We start from the raw sequence: 18,306 nt of genomic DNA, 5'->3' as shown, positions 1-18,306 counted from the left end.
GTCCCCGTTGGCCAGAGCCCTCGCCAGCGCTCCGCCACCCGTGTGGACACCGCCCTTGGGCTCGTCGTCCTTGTCGTAGTCGTCCTTGTCGGAGTCCTTGTCGTAGTCGTCCTTGCCGGAGTCCTTGTCGTGGTCGTCCTTGCTGCCCTTGTCGTAGTCCTCCTTGTCGGAGTCCTTGTCGTGCTCGTCCTTGCTGTAGTCGTCGTCCCCGTTGGCCAGAGCCCTCGCCAGCGCTCCGCCACCCGTGTGGACACCGCCCTTGGGCTCGTCGTCCTTGCTTCCCTTGTCGTGGTCCTTGCTGTAGTCCTTGTCGTAGTCGTCCTTGCTGTAGTCGTCCTTGTCGGAGTCGTCCTTGCTGTAGTCGTCCTTGCCGGAGTCCTTCCCCTTCTCCTCGTCCTTGCCGGACTCCTTGTCGTGGTCGTCGCTGTAGGAGGACGACGAGTCCTCCTTGTCCCAGTCACTGGCGGTCATGGCGTAGGCGGCGGGCGCGATCGCCAGGGCGGCCGTGGCCGTCGCGGTGGCGAGCAGCATGCGGGCAGAGCGCATAGGTGAATCCTTTCGTCACGGCCTGGGTGGCTGACGCTTCATCACCACTTGGGCCAGACCTTGACGTGATCCACCGTCAGCCATGTCATCGGGTCGCACCATTCGGAGCGATCACATGGGTTACGACCACACCCCGACGGCCTAGGGCCACGCCCGCTTGGCGGCATGCCGCCGCCTCCCCGCACGGGAGGTTTGCCTCGTCCGGAAGTGGTGAGGCGCGTGGGATGCCGAAGCCCATCCCCGCAACCGTCACCGCCCCGGACACCGCTCCCGATCGCGTCACGGCCGCGCCGCCCGCGCCCGCGAAGCAGCGGGACGCCTACTTCGACAACGCCAAGTACGCGGCGATCGTCCTGGTGGCGGTGGGGCATGCGTGGGAGCCGCTGCGGGACGGCAGCCGGAGCGTCAGCGCGCTGTACATGCTCGTGTACGCATTCCACATGCCGGCCTTCATCGTCGTGTCCGGGTATTTCTCCCGCGGCTTCGACGGCCGCCCGAAACACCTCAAACGCCTGGTCACCGGACTGGTCGTCCCCTACGTCGTCTTCGAGACGGCGTACACCCTTTTCACCAGGTGGACGGACCAGGAGCCGGACCGCCCGATCAGCCTGCTGGACCCGCTGTATCTGACGTGGTTCCTGGCGGCGCTGTTCCTGTGGCGGCTGACCACACCGCTGTGGCAGCGGGTGCGCCTGCCGGTGCCGCTCGCGCTCGGCGTGGCGATGCTTGCCACCCTCTCGCCGTCCATCGGCAACGACCTCGACCTGCAGCGCATCCTGCAGTTCCTGCCGTACTTCGTGCTGGGGCTGTCGCTGAAGCCGGAGCACGTCCGGCTGGTGCGGCGCCGGGCGGTGCGGATCGCGGCCGTGCCCGTGTTCGCGGGCGCGTTGGTGGTGGCGTACTGGGCGGTGCCCCGGATGACCGGCAGCTGGTTCTACCACCGCGACAGTGCCGAGGAGCTGGGGGCGCCCGGGTGGTACGGGGTCGTGATGACGCCGGTGCTGTTCGGCTGTTCGCTGCTGCTGGTGGCGTGCTTCCTGGCCTGGGTGCCCGGGCGGCGGATGTGGTGCACGGTGCTGGGCGCGGGCACGCTGTACGGCTATCTGCTGCACGGGTTCGTCGCGCAGGGCTCGAAGTACTTCGGCTGGTACGACCCCGCCTGGATCCACCGGCCGCTCGGTGCGGTCGTCGTCACCGTCGTCGCGGCCGGGGTCGTGACCCTGCTGTGCACCCCGCCCGTCCGGCGGGTCCTGCGCTTCGTGGTCGAGCCGGAGCTGCGGTGGATCTTCCGGCGGGACGCGGCGGAACCAGCCCGGCAGCGGGCCGCCCTACGCGGGTGACGTCCCCTGTCCGGGCTCGCGTACCAGCCCGGCGATGTGGGCGGTGACCGTGTCGATGATGTCGTTCCAGGCCGTCTCGTCGCCGAGCACGAGGTAGTTGAGGGTCAGCCCGTCGGTCATGGCGGCCAGGTAGCGGGCGAGGACGGGGGCGGGTACGCGCAGTCGCAGGCCCATGGTCTGCCGCAGCTGGTCGATGAGCTCGGCGTATGTCTCGGTGTACAGCTCGTACTGCCGTCGTGCCAGATGCTCGAATCCGGGCTGGCGCAGCGCGTACTGGGTCAGCTCGTAGGTGAGCATGTGCTCGTCCGGGTGGGCCCGGACGTGGTCCCAGTACGCCTGGAAGCCGGCCCGGACGGTTTCCTCCAGGGTGGCCCTGGGTCGTATGGCCTCCTGCACGATCGTGACGTAGTGCTCGGTGATGGTGGTGATGACGGACTCGATCAGCGCCTGCTTGGAGTCGAAGCAGTAGTGGAAGACGCTCAGGGAGACGCCTGCCTCGGCGGCGATGGACCGGGTCGTCGTCCTGGGGACGCCGTCCCGGGCCATCGCCCTGATCGCCGCTTCGGTGAGCTGTCGCCGCCGCTCGGCGGACGGCAACCGTGCCATGGAGTGCCTCTCGTGGGTGTCAGCTGCTGTGGACGCCGACCTCGGAGAGGGAGTAGCCCCAGTCGGTGCCTCGGTCCAGCCCTTGGACGCGTACGTATCTGGCCGGTGTGGCTGCGAACCGGGCCGTGTCCAGGCCGCCGTCGCCGGTTGTCGTGGACCAGGCGGTCTGCCAGTTCACACCGTCGGTGGAGAGCTCGATGCGGTACGACCTCCCGTAGGCGCGCTCCCAGTCGAGGTTGACCCGCTTGACCAGGTGGGTGGACCCGAGGTCGACCCGGTACCACTGGTCGTCGTTCCAGTCACTCGCCCAGCGGGTGCCGGCGTCGCCGTCGACGGCCCGGTTCGGCTGGTAGCTGGTGAACAGGCTCCACTCCGAGGAACTCGCGGAGGCGGTCGCGCCGCGCGCGAGGTTCACGCCGGACTCGTGGTTCTCGGAGGCTCCCCAGGTGTCGAGGTAGGACTCGGCGCCCCGGAAGAGGTCGTCCACCACGTCCTGGCCGCCGACTCGGCGGATGTCCTCGATCCAGTCCGGGACGAGGCCGTAGTGGGCGGCGCCGTCGGTGTTCAGGTCCCAGGTGCGCTCGCCGGTGGTCTGCCGGTCGATGACCGAGCCGCCGTCGACGCTCTTGAAGGGGTACGTCACCTTGTTGGGGGCGTCCGCTCCGCGCGGTCCCGGCCAGCCGCCGACGCCGTTCATGTCGGTGCCGTAGCCGTAGCCCACGCCGTACTTGTCGCGCAGGGCCTCGGTGCGCTTGGCCTCGGAGATGAAGCCCTCCGAGCCGTGCATGTACTGGGCGATGAAGCCGCCGAGGCCGTAGACCCGTTCGGTCCAGTCCATGTCCATCCAGCTGTGCGAGGAGAGCACGCCGGGGTAGGACTCGGCCTCGAAGATGTCGAGCGCGCGGCCGGTGGCCTTGACGCTCATGTGGTCGATCTCCAGCATCATCTTGCGTTTCATCATGCCGCGGACGGCGTATTCGCCGAGTTCGGTGAGCCCTCTGACGTTGCATTGGGCGTCCGCGCTGTACGAGGGGACCTCGACGCCCGCCGGGAGTTCCTCCTCGGCTTCGGCGGCCGTGGCGTTGCCGATGGGGTTGTCGTGCTGGGGCCCCTTGCAGGTCTCGGTCTTCCAGAAGGTGCCGGTCGACAGGAACTGGCCGACGTTGATGGCCGTTCCGAGCCCGCCCGAGTCGAAGCGGACCCCGCACAGGGCGTTGTCGAACTTGTGGCACAGGAACATGCTGCGCACGCCCAGCGCGTACAGCTCGTCCAGGCCCTTGTCGATGTCCGCCTTGCTGCACTGCGCGATGTCGAGGATCTGTTTGCAGCCGAAGGGCTCGGAGGTCTCGACGCCGAGGATGACCGCCAGCTTGCCCTGCTCGATGACCTCGCGGGCCTGAGCGCTGTCGGTGACGATCCGGAACCAGCCCTTGCCCGTGCCGCCGTACATCTTGTCGATGAAGGCCTGCATGTCGTACGTCAGCTTGGCCTGCAGCCGGATGGACGTCATCTCGTCGCAGCTGCGGTCCTTGAAGAAGTACACGGAGCAGATCACGCCGTTGGTGACGAGGTCGTTGACCAGCACCCGCTGGCCGCCGCGCCAGGCCCGCTCGACCCAGGCGTAGTAGTTCTGCTGGTGGGTCAGCGAGTCGTGGGCGGGCCAGTCCTTGAAGGTGGGCCAGCCGACCGGGTCATGCTTGCCATCGCCTCCGTTGGTGATGAAGTCGAAGATGGCGAGCGAGCCGTCCGGGTAGTGCTCGGGGCAGTCCTTGAGGGCGTCGGCGACGCCCTGCTCGGAGAACGGCTTTCCGCAGATCAGACGGCCACCGAAGGCCTCGTTGGAGAAGATGTGGTCGTGCGCGTCGACGAAGCCGCGCACTTCGCCCTGGGCGTTGGTGCCCTTGAAGGGCTCCCCCGTGACGTTGATCGCGGAGTCCGGCGCGGGCCGGGCGGTCGGCTCCCACCAGCCGGTTCCGGCCGCCGAGCTCGGCGTGGGGCCCAGCGCGATGGACAGCACGAGCAGGAGGAGCGACACAACGGTGACGTTTTTGCGTCTGCGGTACGGGCGTCCGGCACTGGTCAACTGCCCACGTCCCTCGGTCGGCGGGATGCGGGGTCGGATTGTCATGACCTCGCAAGATGTGCGAAAGAGGATCGCCATTCCCGCTGTACGAGTCAAGAGTCCGGGACGGATGACCTGATGACAGGGCGTCGGTTCAGTCGCCGTGGGTGACCCGGATCTTGGACTGACCGTGCGGCAGCACCTCCCAGTCCGTCATGAAGCGGGCCCGCAGACCGTGCTTCTCGGCCAGTGCGAGGAGGGTCTCGGTGCGGTAGTAGAAGTCCTCCCGCAGGACGTGGTGCTCCTCGCCCTCGGTGTGGTCGAAGGTGAAGTCGAACCAGCCGCCGGGAGCTAGCACCCGGCCGACGTTGGCAAGGCACTCCTCGATGACGGGGAGCGGCGAGTGGGAGAAGACGCTGTGCGCGTGCACGACGTCGAAGTGGGCGTCGGGCAGGAACCGCAGCGTCAGGTCGCGTACCGGGGTCAGCGTGGGGAGCCGCTGCTGCAGGCCCATCTCCGTAAGGGTGTCCTGGGCGGCGAAGAGGATGTCGGGCGAGATGTCGATGCCGTAGTAGTGGCCGGGGTCGAGGTGGCGGATGAACCGCCAGCCGCCGCGCAGGTTGCCGCAGCCGATCTCCAGCATCCGGTGCTCGGGGCGCAGGCCGTGGCCGACCAGGTAGTCGAACTGCATCGCCCCGAGCGCCAGCCACCGCTCGCGGCTGTGGCTGCCGACCGCCGTGTCGGGGTCGGCCCGGGTGTCGGAGCGCATCACGGCGCGGTAGTAGGAGACGTGGTCCGGGTGGCGGCTGCGCAGCCATATGTCCCGGGCGGTGCGGGCCAGATGGCGGGGCACGCGGCCGGGGTGGCGCAGGGCGTAGGCGAGGCGATGGGTGAGGGCCGAGCGGTTGACGTCGAGTTTCTTGGCCGGCATGCGCATCGTGCCTTCCTCGGGAGGCGGTGCCCTCAGTGGGCGAACACCATGCTCGTCAACGCCACGTGGAGGGCCGTACCACCGAGGATGCTCAACAGGGCGTTGCGACGCCACAGGTGCAGGCCGACGGTGAGGGTCAGGGCCAGCAGCGGGGCGAGGACCCGGGGTTGGGTCAGCGGCAGGTCACGCAGGCAGTAGACGACGAGGATCACCATGATGCCGGCGGGCATGCGGGTGCCGAGATACCGCACGGTGGTGCTCGCGCGCAGCGGGGCGAGGGCGGCGAAGGGCAGGGCGCGCAGGGTCCAGGTGACGGCGGCGGTGACGAGTACGGCGGCGATGGCGTAGCGGGCGTCAGGCATGGCTCGGCTTCCGGGTGGTGGCGAGGTGCCGGGCCAGGAGTCCGGCGAGGAACAGGGTGAAGGCCGCCAGGAGCATCTGGCCGGGAAGGAGAAGCCGGGCGGCCAGGGCGCTGAGGAGTGCGAGCAGCGGCGTCGGCAGGTCTCCGCGCCGGTCGCGGACGGCGTCGAGGGCCAGCACGGTGAACAGCGCGGTCAGCGCGAAGTCGAGGCCTGTGACGCCGTCCGGGATCAGGGCGCCGAGCAGGGCCCCGACGGTGGCGCCTCCGGTCCAGTACAGGTGCAGGAAGAACTGCAGCCAGAGGATGCGTCGGCCGGACCAGGAGCGGGCCTGTCCCCCGGCGGTCAGGGCGTAGGCCTCGTCGCAGAGCGCGAAGGTGCTGTACGTCCTGGCGAGGCGGCCCGTCACCCGGTGCAGGGGGAAGGAGAGCGCGTAGAAGACGTGCCGGAGGTTCACCAGGAACGCGGCCACGGCGATCGTGGCCAGCGGGGCAACGGTGGTGACCAGGCCGATCAGCAGGAACTCGAACGATCCGCCGAAGACGAGCGCGCTGGACAGGCTGGCCCACCACCAGTCGAGCCCCGACTGGGTGACGAGCGCCCCGAAGGCGATGCCGAGCGGGACGAACCCCAGGCCCACGGCGGCGGAGTCCTGGAAGGCGGCATGCCGGGGCGAGTCGCCGACAGCGGCGGGGGATATAGACATGGCGACATTTTAGGAAAACTCGCACCTCATATGGTTGCCGATAATGACTCTATGATCAGTTCATGAGCAATGAAGTAAGCCTTGATGCGCTTGATCGGGAAATTTTGTTCCAGCTGCGTCAGGACGGCCGACTGACCAACGTCGAGCTGGCCAAAAGGGTCGGCCTGACACCGCCCCCCTGCCTGCGCCGGGTCAAGCGGCTGGAGGAGGCCGGTGTCATCGCCGGATACCGGGCCGTCATCGATCCGGAGGCCGTGGGTCGTGGGCTGGAAGTCCTCATCGACGTCGAGGTGAGCGCCACCGACCGCAAGACCTTCCTGGACTTCGAGGACACCGTGGCCTCCTACGAAGAGGTGACGGAGTTCCGTCGGATGTTCGGGCGCCCCGACTACTTCATCCGCGTCGCGGTCGCCGACCACGCCGCTTACGAGGCCTTCCTCACCGGCAAGCTCACCGGCATCCCCTGCGTTCTCCACGTCGAGTCCCACCTGACCATGAAGACGATCAAGGCCGGCCCGTGACCGACCGCGCGAAGGACTGGACCAGTGCGCCGCCATCCAGCATGATGACGCCGCCATGACAAAGTAGTCGTCGGGATGGATGGTGCCCGTGCGCGGATCCTTGGTGAGGACCACACTCGCCGCCGTACTCCTCCTGTCCCCGTTGACGTCCCTGCCCGGGGCCGCAGCCGCGGCCGAGCAGGGATCCGCCGTCGAGGCCGCCCCGCCCGCCGTGACGGCCGTCGCGAAGGACTGGACGCCGCCGCTGAGCACCCGGGGCCGCTGGATCGTCGACGCCGACGGCGACCGCTTCAAGCTGCGCTCCGGCAACTGGCACGGGGCCAGCGGCACTTGGAACGGCTCCGGCGATCCGGCCGACGACGCGAGCCACCACGCCGGCGAGAACTCCGGGCGGATTCCGCTCGGCCTGGATCGCGCGCCGATGGCCGAGATCATCGCCGGGTTCCGAGAGATCGGGATCAACAGCATCCGGCTGCCCTTCTCCAACGAGATGGTCCACGACAGCAGCCCGGTCACGGACGACGCCGTCGCCGCCAATCCCGCACTGCGCGGCAGGACCCCGCTCCAGGTGTACGACGCCGTGGTGCGCGAGCTCACCGCCGCCGGCCTGGCGGTGATCCTCAACAACCATACGAACACGACCCGTTGGTGCTGTGGAGTCGACGGGAACGAACGCTGGAACGCGAGCCGGTCCACCGAGGAGTGGGAGAACGACTGGCTGTTCATGGCCCGCCGCTACAAGGACAACAAGCGGGTCGTCGGAGCCGACCTCTACAACGAGGTCCGTCGCACCATCTGGGACGACCCCAACTGGGGCCTCGGCGACAACCACGACTGGTTCGCGGCCTCACAGCGCGTCGGCGACCGCATCCTGACCGAGGCCAACCGGGGTCTGCTGATCATCGTCGAGGGCATCAACTGGACCGGTATCCCGGTCGACGGCTTCGCGCACGAACGCCCCACCCTGGAGCCCGCCCGCCGCCTCTCCCACACGCTCGTCGACTCCGGCAAGCTCGTGTACTCCGCCCACTTCTACGACTACACCGGCCCGAACCACAGCGGGGCCACCGGCACGGGCGAGACCAGCGATCCCCGTTACCGCGACCTGAGCCCCGGCGAGCTGGTCGCCGTCCTGAACCGCCAGGCCTTCTTCGTCACCGCCGAACAGGACCGGCACTTCACCGCCCCCGTCTGGATCAGCGAGTTCGGCGTCGGCGGCCGGGATGAGACGGGCGCCAAGCAGCGCGCATGGTTCGAGAACTTCGTGGACCAGCTGATCCGCACCGACGCCGACTTCGCCTACTGGCCGCTCGTCGGCTGGCACGAGGGCCGCAAGGGCAACGGCTGGGCTCTGCTGCACTGGGACGCCGAGGGCCATCGCATGGGCCTCTACGACGGCGACGACTGGCGCGCCTCGGCCTGGACCCGGCTCATCGAGGCCGAGGGCCGCGCCGGGCCGGTGGCACCGGTCGCCGACTGGTCCATGCTCAGCCCCGACCACGGCGACTTCGTCCAGTCACGGCGGATGCGGGCCCTGCCCGACTGGGACTCCGGCGCCCGCAAGGCCGTCTGCCCCGACGGACAGCGGCTGCTGGGGCTGAGCCACACCGGCAACCGGGGCCTGTGCTCGGACGTGACCGCCGGTGCCCTGTGGGACCCGGCCGGCGGGCACGAGGTCGTCGTCGACGAACGGTATGTCGCCCCGGGGCGCGACTGGGCGTCCGGTTACACCAAACTCCAGTGCCCCGACGGCCGGTTCCTCATCGGGTACAGCGTGCGCGGCGCCGCGGTCTCCGCCGCCCTGTGCGCCACCGCCCCGGCCGGGAGGCTCGGCACGAGCGGTCGTACGGTCTGGTTCGACCGGGGCGACAACCGGGGGTCGGCTCCCAAGGGCGGGGACTTCGCGCAGGGCCACTACAAGGGGCAGTGCGCGGACGACGAGTACGCGGCCGGCGTCGGCTACACCGGCCGGGTGGGTTCATCCCGAACCCCTGACGCGCTGTACTGCCGCAAGCTGAGCTGAACGGCGCGGTCGGGGCATCCTGGAACCCGGATGCCGATCGTCTGTGTTGTCGCCGTTCTCGCCGCCGCGAACCTGCTGAACAACTGGCTCGCGCGGAGCCCCGGCATGTACGTGGTCATCTGCGTGGCCGCGACCGCCGTCCTGTTGCTCCTCGCCCGCTGGGACGGTCTCACCCGGGCCGACCTGGGGCTCGACGCGGCAGGGTTGCGCCGGGGACTGCGCTGGGCTCCCGTGCTGGCCGGGATCGTCCTGCTCGGGGTGGTGCTCCTCCTCGCCGTCCCGGCCGGCCGCGAGGCGTTCCGGGACTCCAGGGCGGCGGACCTGTCCGTGGCGCAGGTGCTGTGGGTGACGCTGGTGCGGGTGCCGGTCGGGACCGTGCTGCTGGAGGAGACCGCGTTCCGCGGGGTGCTGTGGGCCATGATCCGGCGCCGGCGCGGTACGGCCTGGGCCACCGGCCTGTCGTCGCTGCTGTTCGGACTGTGGCATCTGCTGCCGTCGCGCGGCATCAACCGGTCCAACGCCGCCGTCGGTTCGCTCTTCGGAGACGGCCCGGCGGGCGTGGCGCCGACGGTGGCCGTCGCGATCGCCGCCACGGCCGTCGCCGGGGTCGTCCTGTGTGAGCTGCGCCGCCGCTCCGGCAGTCTGCCGGCGCCGATGGCCCTGCACTGGGCGGTCAACGGCTTCGGTTACGTCATGGCCTGGGCGGCGGCCCGCTGGTGGCTCGACGGCTGAACCCTCAGAAGTTGATCATGTGGCCGGCGAGGCCGTGCACCGCTTCCTTGACCGCCTCGCCGAGGGTCGGGTGCGCGTGGACGTTACGGGCGACCTCATGGACGGTCAGGTCCCACTGCTGGGCCAGGGTCAGTTCGGGCAGCAGCTCGGTGACGTCCGGGCCGATCAGGTGGCCGCCGAGGAGTTCGCCGTACTTGGCGTCGCTGATCAGCTTCACGAATCCGGTCGCGTCGCCCAGGCCGTGCGACTTGCCGTTCGCGGTGAAGGGGAACTTCGCCACCTTCACGTCGAAGCCCCGCTCGCGCGCCTGTGCCTCGGTCCAGCCGAAGCTGGCGATCTGCGGCTGGCAGTAGGTGGCGCGCGGGATCATCACATAGTCCAGCTCCATCGTCTCGGCGTCCGCGATGGTCTCGGCGGCGATGATGCCCATGGCCTCGGCGGCATGGGCGAGCATCAGCTTCGCGGTCACGTCGCCGATGGCGAAGATGTGCGGGACGGACGTACGGCAGCGGCCGTCGACGTCGATCGCGCCGCGCTCGGTGACCGTCACGCCGGTCTTGTCCAGGCCGTAGCCCTCGACGTTCGGCTGGAAGCCGATCGCCTGGAGGACCTTGTCGGCCTCCAGTACCTGCTGGGCGCCGTCCTTGCCGGTGACCGTGACGCGCACCTGCTCGCCGGACTCGTCGACGGCGTCGACCCGCGTGGAGGTCAGCACGTCGATGCCCAACTTGCGGTACTGCTTGGCGAGTTCGGCGGAGACCTCGGCGTCCTCCAGCGGGGCCATCCGGTCCAGGAACTCGACGATGGTGACCTTCACACCGTAGTTGTGCAGGATGTACGCGAACTCGACGCCGATCGCGCCGGCGCCCGCGATGACGATCGAACGCGGCAGCTCCTCGGCCAGGATCTGCTCCTCGAACGTCACCACGCGCGAGCTGCGCCGGGTGCCGGGCAGCAGCTTCGGCGTGGCGCCGGTGGCGATGATGCAGTGGTCGAAGCCGATGGTGCGGGTGTTGCCGTCGTAGCCCGCCACCTGGAGGGTGTGCGGGTCGAGGAAGGTGCCGCGGCCGTCGATCTCGGTGATCTTGTTCTTCTTCATCAGGAAGTGGACGCCCTTGACCCGGCCGTCCGCGACCTTGCGACTACGGCGGAACGCCTCGCCGAAGTCGAAGGAGACCTGCCCCTCCACCTTGATGCCGAAGGTCTTCGCCTCGCGCGTGAAGATGTGCGCCAGTTCGGCGTTGCGCAGCAGCGCCTTGCTGGGGATGCAGCCCACGTTCAGACAGACGCCGCCCCAATACTTCTCCTCCACGACGGCGACGCGCTTGCCCAGCTGGGCGGCGCGGATGGCGGCGACGTAGCCGCCGGGGCCCGCGCCGAGGACCACGACATCGAAGCGCTCGTCCTGCTCGACCATGGAGAGTTCCTTCCTGAGTGCGACGTACCGCTCTGCTGGTGGCCGGGCCGTGCCGGGCACGGCGTACGGCTTCTTCCAGCATGACCGCATCGACGATGTTGTGTGGCGATGCGGGAGGGTGACGGTGATCTCAGGTGGTGTCCGCTCCGGCGGTCAGGTCGGTTCCGCGGTTGGTCAGCCGAGGCAGACGAGATTGAGCACGCAGAGCTGCGCCGGTGAGGTCTCTTCGGGTGCGGGGCTCTCCGGTGACGTGGAGGTTCCGGTGTCGGAGCCTTCGGTCGTCGTCGGGGCCGGCGTCTGCTGCTGGTCGGCCGACGAGTCACCGCTGCCGCCGGAGTTCGAGCCTCCTGCGGTCGGGGACACGGCCTGCGTCTGCGGAGCCGTGGTCGCCGTGGGACTGGGCGTGCCCGCCACGTCCGGTCGGGTGTACTGCCGCGTGGTGTGCGGCGTGGTGACGGACTCCCGCTCGGCGTTGGTCGGCGACAGATGCGAAGGGGTCGCGGCAGTGCCCGGGGCATCCTCGGTGTCCGGCTGAGTGGACGCCGGACGGGTGAACTCCGTCTGCTGCTGCTCCGGAAGCTCCGCGGTTGGCCTCTCCGGCGCGGTGGCCGCCTGGGCCTTGTCGGCGGCTCCCCGGTTCATCGCGGAGACGGTCAGCCCACCTCCGACCAGGGCGACGGCGGTCGCGACGACGGCCCGGCGCTGGTTCTTCTTCCAACGGGCCCGCTGGCGCCGCCGTGCGGCCCGGCCCTCCGAGGCGACGGGCACACCTTCCACGTCCTGCACGTCGGCAGACGAGGGGACAGGTGCCGTCTCGTCTAGGTCGGCGTGCGGCGCCGGCTCGTCCCGGAAGTAGCCGTCGTACCAGGTGTCGACGGCGGGCGTCTCCCACCCCGGCGTTCCGGTCGCCACCGCTCCCGGCATGACCGACGCGGCGGAACCCCCTGTCGCGGAGGGAGCGATGTCCGGGGCGTAGGCGCCGCACCCGGGGCACACAAGGGCCCCGTTGAGGTGCCGACGGCACGAGGAGCAGTAGTCCATCTGCGGGCTTCCTGGGGGTCGAACGGCAGTGATCGAACGGCTCGCAACGCTAACGAGGCTTTGGACAGGCTGTGCGCAGTCCAAGTGATACTCCTGTGCAGATGTCCCAGGAGATGTGTGGGACCACGACCGGCTCACAGGTCACAGCAGCCCTCGCGGCGCATGCGGCGGCTCACCTCCAGCCATTCCTCGTCCGCCCGTCGCCCGGTGGGGGTGGCGGCGGTGGCGAAGGCGTCGACAAGGTCGGCCTGCTCGAACAGAACGCCGCCGCGCAGGACCGCCACCGTACGGGTCAGTTCGGTGAAGTTGGTGAAGGGGTCGCCGTCCACGACCGTGAGATCGGCGAGCTTGCCCTCCTCCACGGTGCCGAGGTCGGCGTCGGCGCCGAAGACGCGCGCGGGCAGCAGTGTGGCGGTGCGCAGCGCCTCGGCCGGTGACAGGCCGGCGCGGTGCAGGGCGCGCAGGGCCAGATGCAGGTGCAGGCCGACCGGGACGAGCGGCTGGTCCGTGCCGAGGACGACCAGGCCGCCGCCCGCGAGGATCCTGCGGTAGACGCTCATCTCCCTTGCCAACGTGGCCAGTTGGGCGTCGCTGGGCGGCCTTCCGGCCTGCTCGCGGACCAGCGCCGTGTCCCACGGTGGCATGAGCGCGGTGACGCGCGGGTCGTCCGCGAGGGCGGGGTCTGCGCCGAGCAGCGGGAGCGCGGTGAACGGAGTGGCGACGAGGTGGAAGCCGGCGCGGGTGTAGATCTCCTCGACGTCCTGGTAGGCACGGCCCGTGGCGGAGGTCGCGTGCCCGTACTCCAGCCGCTGCGTCGCCTGCAGATGGGTGGTCAGGTCCTGGCCCAGCTGCACACCCGGGGTGCACAGATGGCTGCCGCTGCGCACCCCGAGCCGCTCGTGCCCGAACTCCGCGGCCTCCTTCATCACCCAGCCCGGGGCGCGTACGTACGTCTTCACGAAGTCCCAGTCCAGCGCGGCCCCGCGCGCCAGCGAACGGTGCAGTCCCTCGCGGGTGCGGTGGGCGCGGCTCATGCTGTAGGCGACCCGCGCCCCGTCGAGCAGTTCGCCGGTGGTCAGCAGCCGGGGTCCGGCGAGGGCGCCGGCGGCGACCGCCTCCCGGATACGGGCCTGCTCGTAGGCGAAGCCGCCCAGCGAGACGGCGGTCGTGATGCCGTAGGCGAGTTGGAGCGCGGTCTGACGGCCGCCGTACGTGGTCTGCCAGGGGTGGGTGTGCGCGTCCCACAGGCCCGGCAGCACGGTGCGGTCGCTCGCGTCGACGCGGCGTTCGGCGGGACGGCCGGTGCGGTGAGGGGACACCTCCGCGATACGGCCGTCGCGGATCACGACGTCGATGTTCTCGCGGACGTCCGAGCCGGTGCCGTCCCAGAGGCGGCCCGCGTGCACGACCGTGTCGGCCGGGCGCGGTCTGCGAAGGCCCAACGGAACGCGGACGGTACGGGTCCGGCGGCTGTCGATGTCGAGCAGGCGCATGGTACCGGCGGAGAGGTACAGCAAGGTGCGGGCGTCGGCGGACCAGGACGGGTGGTCGGCGGGTTCGGTGGTGAGCTGGCGGGGCTCGCCCTCCGGGGTGCCGTCGGCCCGCACCGGCAGCAGCCAGAGCGCCGACTCGGCGATGACGGCCATCCAGCGGCCGTCCGGGGACCAGACGGGGCCGGAGTCGTAGCGGTCGGAGAGCGAGGTGTGCGGGGCGAGGGCGTGCGGGGTGGCGGTTCCGGTGGTCGTGTCGACGACGCGGATGAGGTTGTAGCCCTCGCGGAAACGCTGGTTGAGGCGGTTGCGGTCGCACAGGGCCACGTACCGGCCGTCGGGCGACCAGTTGGGCCGGCCGGGCAGGCCGCCGGTGCCGAGCGGCGCGGCGAGGATCTGTTCGCTGCCGTCGGGCAGGTCGCGCACCACGAGGTTGCCGGACATGTCCAGGCAGGCGAGCCGCGTCCCGTCGGGCGACAGGGCGGGGAAGACCCGGCCGCCCTCGGCGAGCACGGTCTCCGCTCCGGAGTCGAGGTCTCGCCGCCGCACGGCGAAGAGTCCGTCGCGGTCGTCGGCGTACACCAACGCCGTGCCGTCGGGTGTCCAGGTCGGTGCCAGCACGTAGCGGGTGGCGGGCACCTGAAGGACCTTGCGGGGTGCGCGGCCGCCCGTCGTGCCGCCGATCCACAGCGCGTTGAGCGCGGCGAAGGCGACGCTGCGGCCGTCCGGTGACAGGGCGGGCAGGTGCAGGGCGCGCACCGGGCGGGTGCCGGCGCCGTCGAAGTCGTAGGCCTTGCCGCGATAGCGGGGGCGGTGCACGGGCAGGGCGGCCGTGAACGGGATCTCCTCCGCGGTGGCCGGCGCGTCCGGGTCGATCAGGCGGAAACGTCCGTCGACCGTGAGGAGCAGTCGTTCGCCGTCCGTCCAGCGGGGCGGTGCGGGGAGGAGGTCGCCCTCGACGGTGACCGGTCGGCCGTCCACCACGAGGGTGCAGGAGGCTGCGGGCGAGGGTGTGGTGCGCAGGTAGGCCAGGCGCCCGCCGGGTGCGACGGCGGGGGTCATGAGCTGGGCGCCGGAGTCGTCGGTGTGCTCGGTGGCGACCGGGCCCCCGCCGTCGGCGGGCACCGAGGCGATGGTGGTCGCGCGCAGGGTGCCCGTCGAGGTGACGCCGGCGCGGACGAACAGCACGCGCTCCCCGTCGGACGACCACGCCGGGTCGAAGTCCTCCCAGCGGGCGTCCTGCCCCGGGCCCTGCTGTCCGGGGCGCCCGGTGAGCCGGGTCAGCGCGCCGGTGCGTACGTCCACGACCCAGACGCGGTACGGGGCGCCGGTCACGGTGTCGCCGCCGCGCTCGGAGGCGAACGCGACCCGGGTGCCGTCCGGCGACCAGGCCGGGCCCCGGTCGTCCCACGGTCCGTCGGTGAGCTGCCGTAACCCGGTGCCGTCCGGCCGCAGCGTCCAGAGGTGGAAGCCTCCGCCGCGGTAGGCGCACACGACGAGTCGGCTGCCGTCGGGCGAGAACTGCGGGCGGGTGGGTTCGAGGCCGGGCGGGGTGAGCGGTACGGCGGTGCCGCCCGCCCTCGGGATGGACCAGAGCACGTGCTGGACCTCGGCGACGAGCCGGTCACCGGAGGGGGCGAGGGTCGCGGAACCGCCGGTGGCGGCCGTGAGGGAGAGGGTGGTGGTGCCGGTGGCGGCGGTCGCGACCGGGGTGCCGATGGTGGTGAGCGCCGTCGCGGTGATGCCGGCGGTTGCGGTGGCCTGGAGGAATCCACGGCGGGAGAGCGGGCCGAGGTGGGGGGTGTCGGAGGGGTCTGTGGGGTCCAAGGAAGCTCCCAGTGCGCGGAGTTGGCGGGCCGGACAGGAGAGACCACTGGTGGGCAACGTAGGGGGCGGAGCCCGGTTACGGGCCCCGCCCCGGCGTTTCTCGGCCGTTCTTCGTGCCGGCTAGACCAGAAAGAGCAGTTGGACGGCGACGAGTACGTCGATGACACCGCACCACTCGGCGAACGTACGGGCCACGACCTTGTCGAGCCACAGGTGCACGAAGTCCCAGACACCGTGGAAGAACCAGCCCGCCGCCAGCAGATAGCGGCCCAGATCCGGATCCACCGCTATCCCGGCCAGCGCGAGCCCGCAGAACACGAGCGCGCCCACCGCCTGGACCCCGAAGGTGGCCCGCCCGTGCGGGGTCCCGCGGACGGCACCCCAGGCGAGGACCGCCAGCGCGAGGGCCACGAGGACCGTCGACGGGGCGACCACGTCCTGGAAGGGGAGCGTGAACACCAGCACCATGCCGGCGCCGAGCACCGGCCAGGTGGCCCGGGGCTTTCCTGTCTGGTTGACGACCAGATAGATCAGAGGCAGCAACGGCAGGGTCTCCGCGAAGCCGCCGACGGCGTCGGCCACGTCCTGCGAGCCCGACGCGAGCACGTTGACGGCGACGACCGCGATGGCCAGCACCGTGGGCCAGCGCCGCTTGAGCATCGTGGCCGGGTGCGGCCGGTCCGCCGTCGCGTGCGGGGCTGGGGTGGACATGGGGAACCTCCGTGGGTACCGGCGCGGGGTATCTGCTCGACACGTTCAGCCTGTTCTCCCGGCAAGCCCGTCAGTAGTGCCGAAACCCCATGCGCACACGTGGCGTTGTCACGTCCGCGCATGACATTTGTCATCCGGCCTGGGCCACAATGACCGGATGGGGGACGGGCGGATCGATCACGAGGCGGCGGGGCTTTCGAGCTTCCGTCGCTACACCTGGTGGACCGTGCCCGGCATGACCGTGTGCGTCCTGACCGTCTTCGTGGGCGCGTGGGTCCTCGACGGTGACGTCCCGCTGTGGGCCCGCGGCCCGGCCGCCGTCGCGCTCGCGGTCGAGGTGTGGGCGAGCGCCGTACTGCTGAGCCGCCGCCTGACGCTCCTGCCGGTGACGGACGCACACCCCGCCGGCCCGCCCCCGGGCTTGCTGCTCGCCGCCGTGGGAGCCGGCGTCGTGCTCGCGGCCCTCCCCCTGGCCGTACGCGACTACGGGCTGTGGCCGGTCGCGCCCGCCCTGGTCGTGGCGATCGTCGCCACGTACCTCCCGCCGCCCCGCAGGCGACCGTTGATCGCGGGCGCCGTGGTCCTCGCGCTGCTGCCCGGGGGCGTGGTCAGCCTGGTCGAGGGGGACGGGGAGCTGGCGTACGCCGCGCTGTTCCCGGCCGGGCTGGTCGCCTTCACGGCCTGGGTGACGCTCGGCCCCCTGTGGGCCTGGGACACGGCTTGGCGACTGGACGAGGCACGGCGGCTGGAGGCGGAGCTGGCGGTCCGGGAGGAGCGGCTGCGGTTCGCCGGCGACCTGCACGACATCCAGGGTCACCACCTCCAAGTCATCGCGCTGAAGAGCGAGTTGGCGGCACGGCTCGTCGAGGTGGACCCGGCGCGCGCGGCCACGGAGTTGAAGGAGATACGGCAGCTGTCGGCGGACGCCCTGAGCGACACCCGGGCCGTGGTGCAGGGCTACCGTCGTACGTCACTGGACGCCGAGATCGGCAATGCGACGCGGGTGCTGGCCGCGGCCGACATCGACGCGAGGACGACCCTCGAACCCGCCGCCGTGGCCACCGAGCTCACGGACTCCGCCCGGCACCTCCTCGGTCTGGTGATGCGGGAGGCCACCACCAACGTGCTCCGGCACAGCCGCGCCAGGCACGCCGAGGTCGACTACCGGATCGCGGACGGTCTCGCCCGACTGCGGGTGAGCAACGACGGCGCCGAGCGGCATCCCGCCGCCCTGGAAGGCACGGGACTGCGCACGCTCGCCGAGCGGTTGGAGGCGGCGGGCGGCGAGCTGACCTGGCATCACGACGGGGACCTCTTCCTGGTCGCGGCCGCACTGCCGGCGCAGCCGTGCCCGTCGCCGAACCCCGCGGACGGAGCCGCCCGATGATCCGCCTGCTGATCGCCGACGACGAGGATCTGCTCAGAAGCGCCCTGGCCGCCCTGCTCGGGCTGGAGCAGGACCTCACCGTCGTCGCCGAGGCGGCCACCTCGACCGAGGCGGTACGGCTGGCCCGCGAGCACCGCCCCGACATCGCCGTCCTGGACCTGGAGATGCCGCCCGCCGACGGGCTGCGTGCCGCCGAGGAGATCCGGGCCGAACTGCCCACGCGGATCGTTTTGGTGACCCGGCACGCGCGGCCCGCCGTACTGCGCCGGGCGCTGGCCGCCGGTGTGCGCGGCTTCGTCCCCAAGACGACCCCGGCGGCGCGGCTGGCCGAGATCATCCGTGACATCGCCGCCGGCCGCCGCTATGTGGACCCGGACATCGCCGCGTCCGCGCTGACCGAGGACGACTGCCCCCTCACCGGCCGCGAACTGGAGGTCCTGCGCGCCGCGCGCAAGGGCGCGTCGATCGCGGAGATCGCGGCCGAGGTCCACCTGGCGTCCGGCACGGTCCGCAACTACCTCTCCTCCGCCATGTCCAAGCTGGGCGTCCCCACCCGGCACGCGGCCGCCCATCGCGCCTGGGAGCAGGGCTGGATCTGACATCACTC

Annotated in this window: 15 protein-coding genes and 1 pseudogene; 6 read left to right on the top strand and 10 right to left on the bottom strand. The window is 70.9% G+C overall.

The genetic code is table 11. The features are described from left to right. Window positions 1-546 (bottom strand): annotated as a pseudogene (locus BLU79_RS38190) (DNA primase); the annotation flags it as partial. Window positions 547-770: 224 nt separating this feature from the next. Between BLU79_RS38190 and BLU79_RS38185 the strand changes: the two are divergent. Continuing rightward, a complete protein-coding gene (locus tag BLU79_RS38185; RefSeq protein WP_093910600.1) occupies window positions 771-1,886 on the top strand; it encodes an acyltransferase family protein in 1,116 nt (371 codons plus the stop codon). Here BLU79_RS38185 and BLU79_RS38180 read toward each other — a convergent pair. The 5 genes from BLU79_RS38180 to BLU79_RS38160 form a co-directional block, all read right to left on the bottom strand. Next, the gene (locus BLU79_RS38180; RefSeq protein WP_093910599.1) at window positions 1,875-2,492 is read right to left on the bottom strand and encodes a TetR/AcrR family transcriptional regulator; all 618 of its coding nucleotides are present in this window, start codon (window positions 2,490-2,492) and stop codon (window positions 1,875-1,877) included. The genes BLU79_RS38185 and BLU79_RS38180 overlap by 12 nt on opposite strands. Window positions 2,493-2,511: 19 nt before the next feature. Next, entirely contained in the window at window positions 2,512-4,620 is a 2,109-nt protein-coding gene (locus BLU79_RS38175) for a galactose-binding domain-containing protein (protein ID WP_256333622.1), read from the bottom strand. An 88-nt stretch (window positions 4,621-4,708) separates the two neighbouring features. Continuing rightward, complete coding sequence (locus BLU79_RS38170) at window positions 4,709-5,485, bottom strand: class I SAM-dependent methyltransferase (protein ID WP_093910610.1); 777 nt, start codon at window positions 5,483-5,485, stop codon at window positions 4,709-4,711. A gap of 32 nt (window positions 5,486-5,517) precedes the next feature. Next, the gene (locus BLU79_RS38165; protein ID WP_093910597.1) at window positions 5,518-5,847 is read right to left on the bottom strand and encodes a branched-chain amino acid transporter permease; all 330 of its coding nucleotides are present in this window, start codon (window positions 5,845-5,847) and stop codon (window positions 5,518-5,520) included. Beyond that, window positions 5,840-6,550: an AzlC family ABC transporter permease gene (locus BLU79_RS38160; protein ID WP_093910596.1), complete on the bottom strand. Its 711-nt coding sequence runs from the start codon at window positions 6,548-6,550 to the stop codon at window positions 5,840-5,842. Before BLU79_RS38160 ends, BLU79_RS38165 begins: the two co-directional genes overlap by 8 nt. A gap of 62 nt (window positions 6,551-6,612) precedes the next feature. Here BLU79_RS38160 and BLU79_RS38155 point away from each other — a divergent pair, with 62 nt between their 5' ends. From BLU79_RS38155 to BLU79_RS38145, 3 genes are all read left to right on the top strand, one after another. After that, a complete protein-coding gene (locus tag BLU79_RS38155; RefSeq protein WP_093910595.1) occupies window positions 6,613-7,071 on the top strand; it encodes an Lrp/AsnC family transcriptional regulator in 459 nt (152 codons plus the stop codon). Between the two features lie 79 nt (window positions 7,072-7,150). Beyond that, window positions 7,151-9,094 (top strand): glycoside hydrolase family 5 protein, encoded by a 1,944-nt coding sequence (locus tag BLU79_RS38150; RefSeq protein ID WP_093910594.1) that lies wholly within the window; start codon window positions 7,151-7,153, stop codon window positions 9,092-9,094. 30 nt (window positions 9,095-9,124) lie between these two features. After that, the gene (locus BLU79_RS38145) at window positions 9,125-9,826 is read left to right on the top strand and encodes a CPBP family intramembrane glutamic endopeptidase (protein ID WP_093910593.1); all 702 of its coding nucleotides are present in this window, start codon (window positions 9,125-9,127) and stop codon (window positions 9,824-9,826) included. 4 nt (window positions 9,827-9,830) lie between these two features. On the opposite strand, the gene lpdA is transcribed toward BLU79_RS38145, so the two are convergent. From lpdA to BLU79_RS38125, 4 genes are all read right to left on the bottom strand, one after another. Further along, window positions 9,831-11,243: a dihydrolipoyl dehydrogenase gene (gene lpdA / locus BLU79_RS38140; RefSeq protein WP_093910592.1), complete on the bottom strand. Its 1,413-nt coding sequence runs from the start codon at window positions 11,241-11,243 to the stop codon at window positions 9,831-9,833. 174 nt (window positions 11,244-11,417) lie between these two features. Beyond that, a complete protein-coding gene (locus BLU79_RS38135) occupies window positions 11,418-12,155 on the bottom strand; it encodes an SCO2400 family protein (protein ID WP_143052552.1) in 738 nt (245 codons plus the stop codon). Window positions 12,156-12,418: 263 nt separating this feature from the next. Next, window positions 12,419-15,601: an amidohydrolase family protein gene (locus tag BLU79_RS38130; protein ID WP_093910590.1), complete on the bottom strand. Its 3,183-nt coding sequence runs from the start codon at window positions 15,599-15,601 to the stop codon at window positions 12,419-12,421. Between the two features lie 120 nt (window positions 15,602-15,721). After that, a complete protein-coding gene (locus tag BLU79_RS38125) occupies window positions 15,722-16,312 on the bottom strand; it encodes a hypothetical protein (protein ID WP_093910589.1) in 591 nt (196 codons plus the stop codon). 157 nt (window positions 16,313-16,469) lie between these two features. On the opposite strand from BLU79_RS38125, the gene BLU79_RS38120 reads away from it, so the two are divergent. Both BLU79_RS38120 and BLU79_RS38115 read left to right on the top strand, forming a co-directional pair. Further along, entirely contained in the window at window positions 16,470-17,699 is a 1,230-nt protein-coding gene (locus BLU79_RS38120; protein ID WP_093910588.1) for a sensor histidine kinase, read from the top strand. After that, window positions 17,696-18,298 (top strand): response regulator transcription factor, encoded by a 603-nt coding sequence (locus BLU79_RS38115; protein WP_093910587.1) that lies wholly within the window; start codon window positions 17,696-17,698, stop codon window positions 18,296-18,298. Before BLU79_RS38120 ends, BLU79_RS38115 begins: the two co-directional genes overlap by 4 nt. Window positions 18,299-18,306 lie beyond the last annotated feature (8 nt).

Origin of the sequence: Streptomyces sp. cf386 (assembly GCF_900103585.1) — a bacterium.
GTDB lineage: Bacteria > Actinomycetota > Actinomycetes > Streptomycetales > Streptomycetaceae > Streptomyces.
Note: the sequence above shows the minus strand (reverse complement) of the source record. Positions and strands in the feature narration are given on the sequence as shown.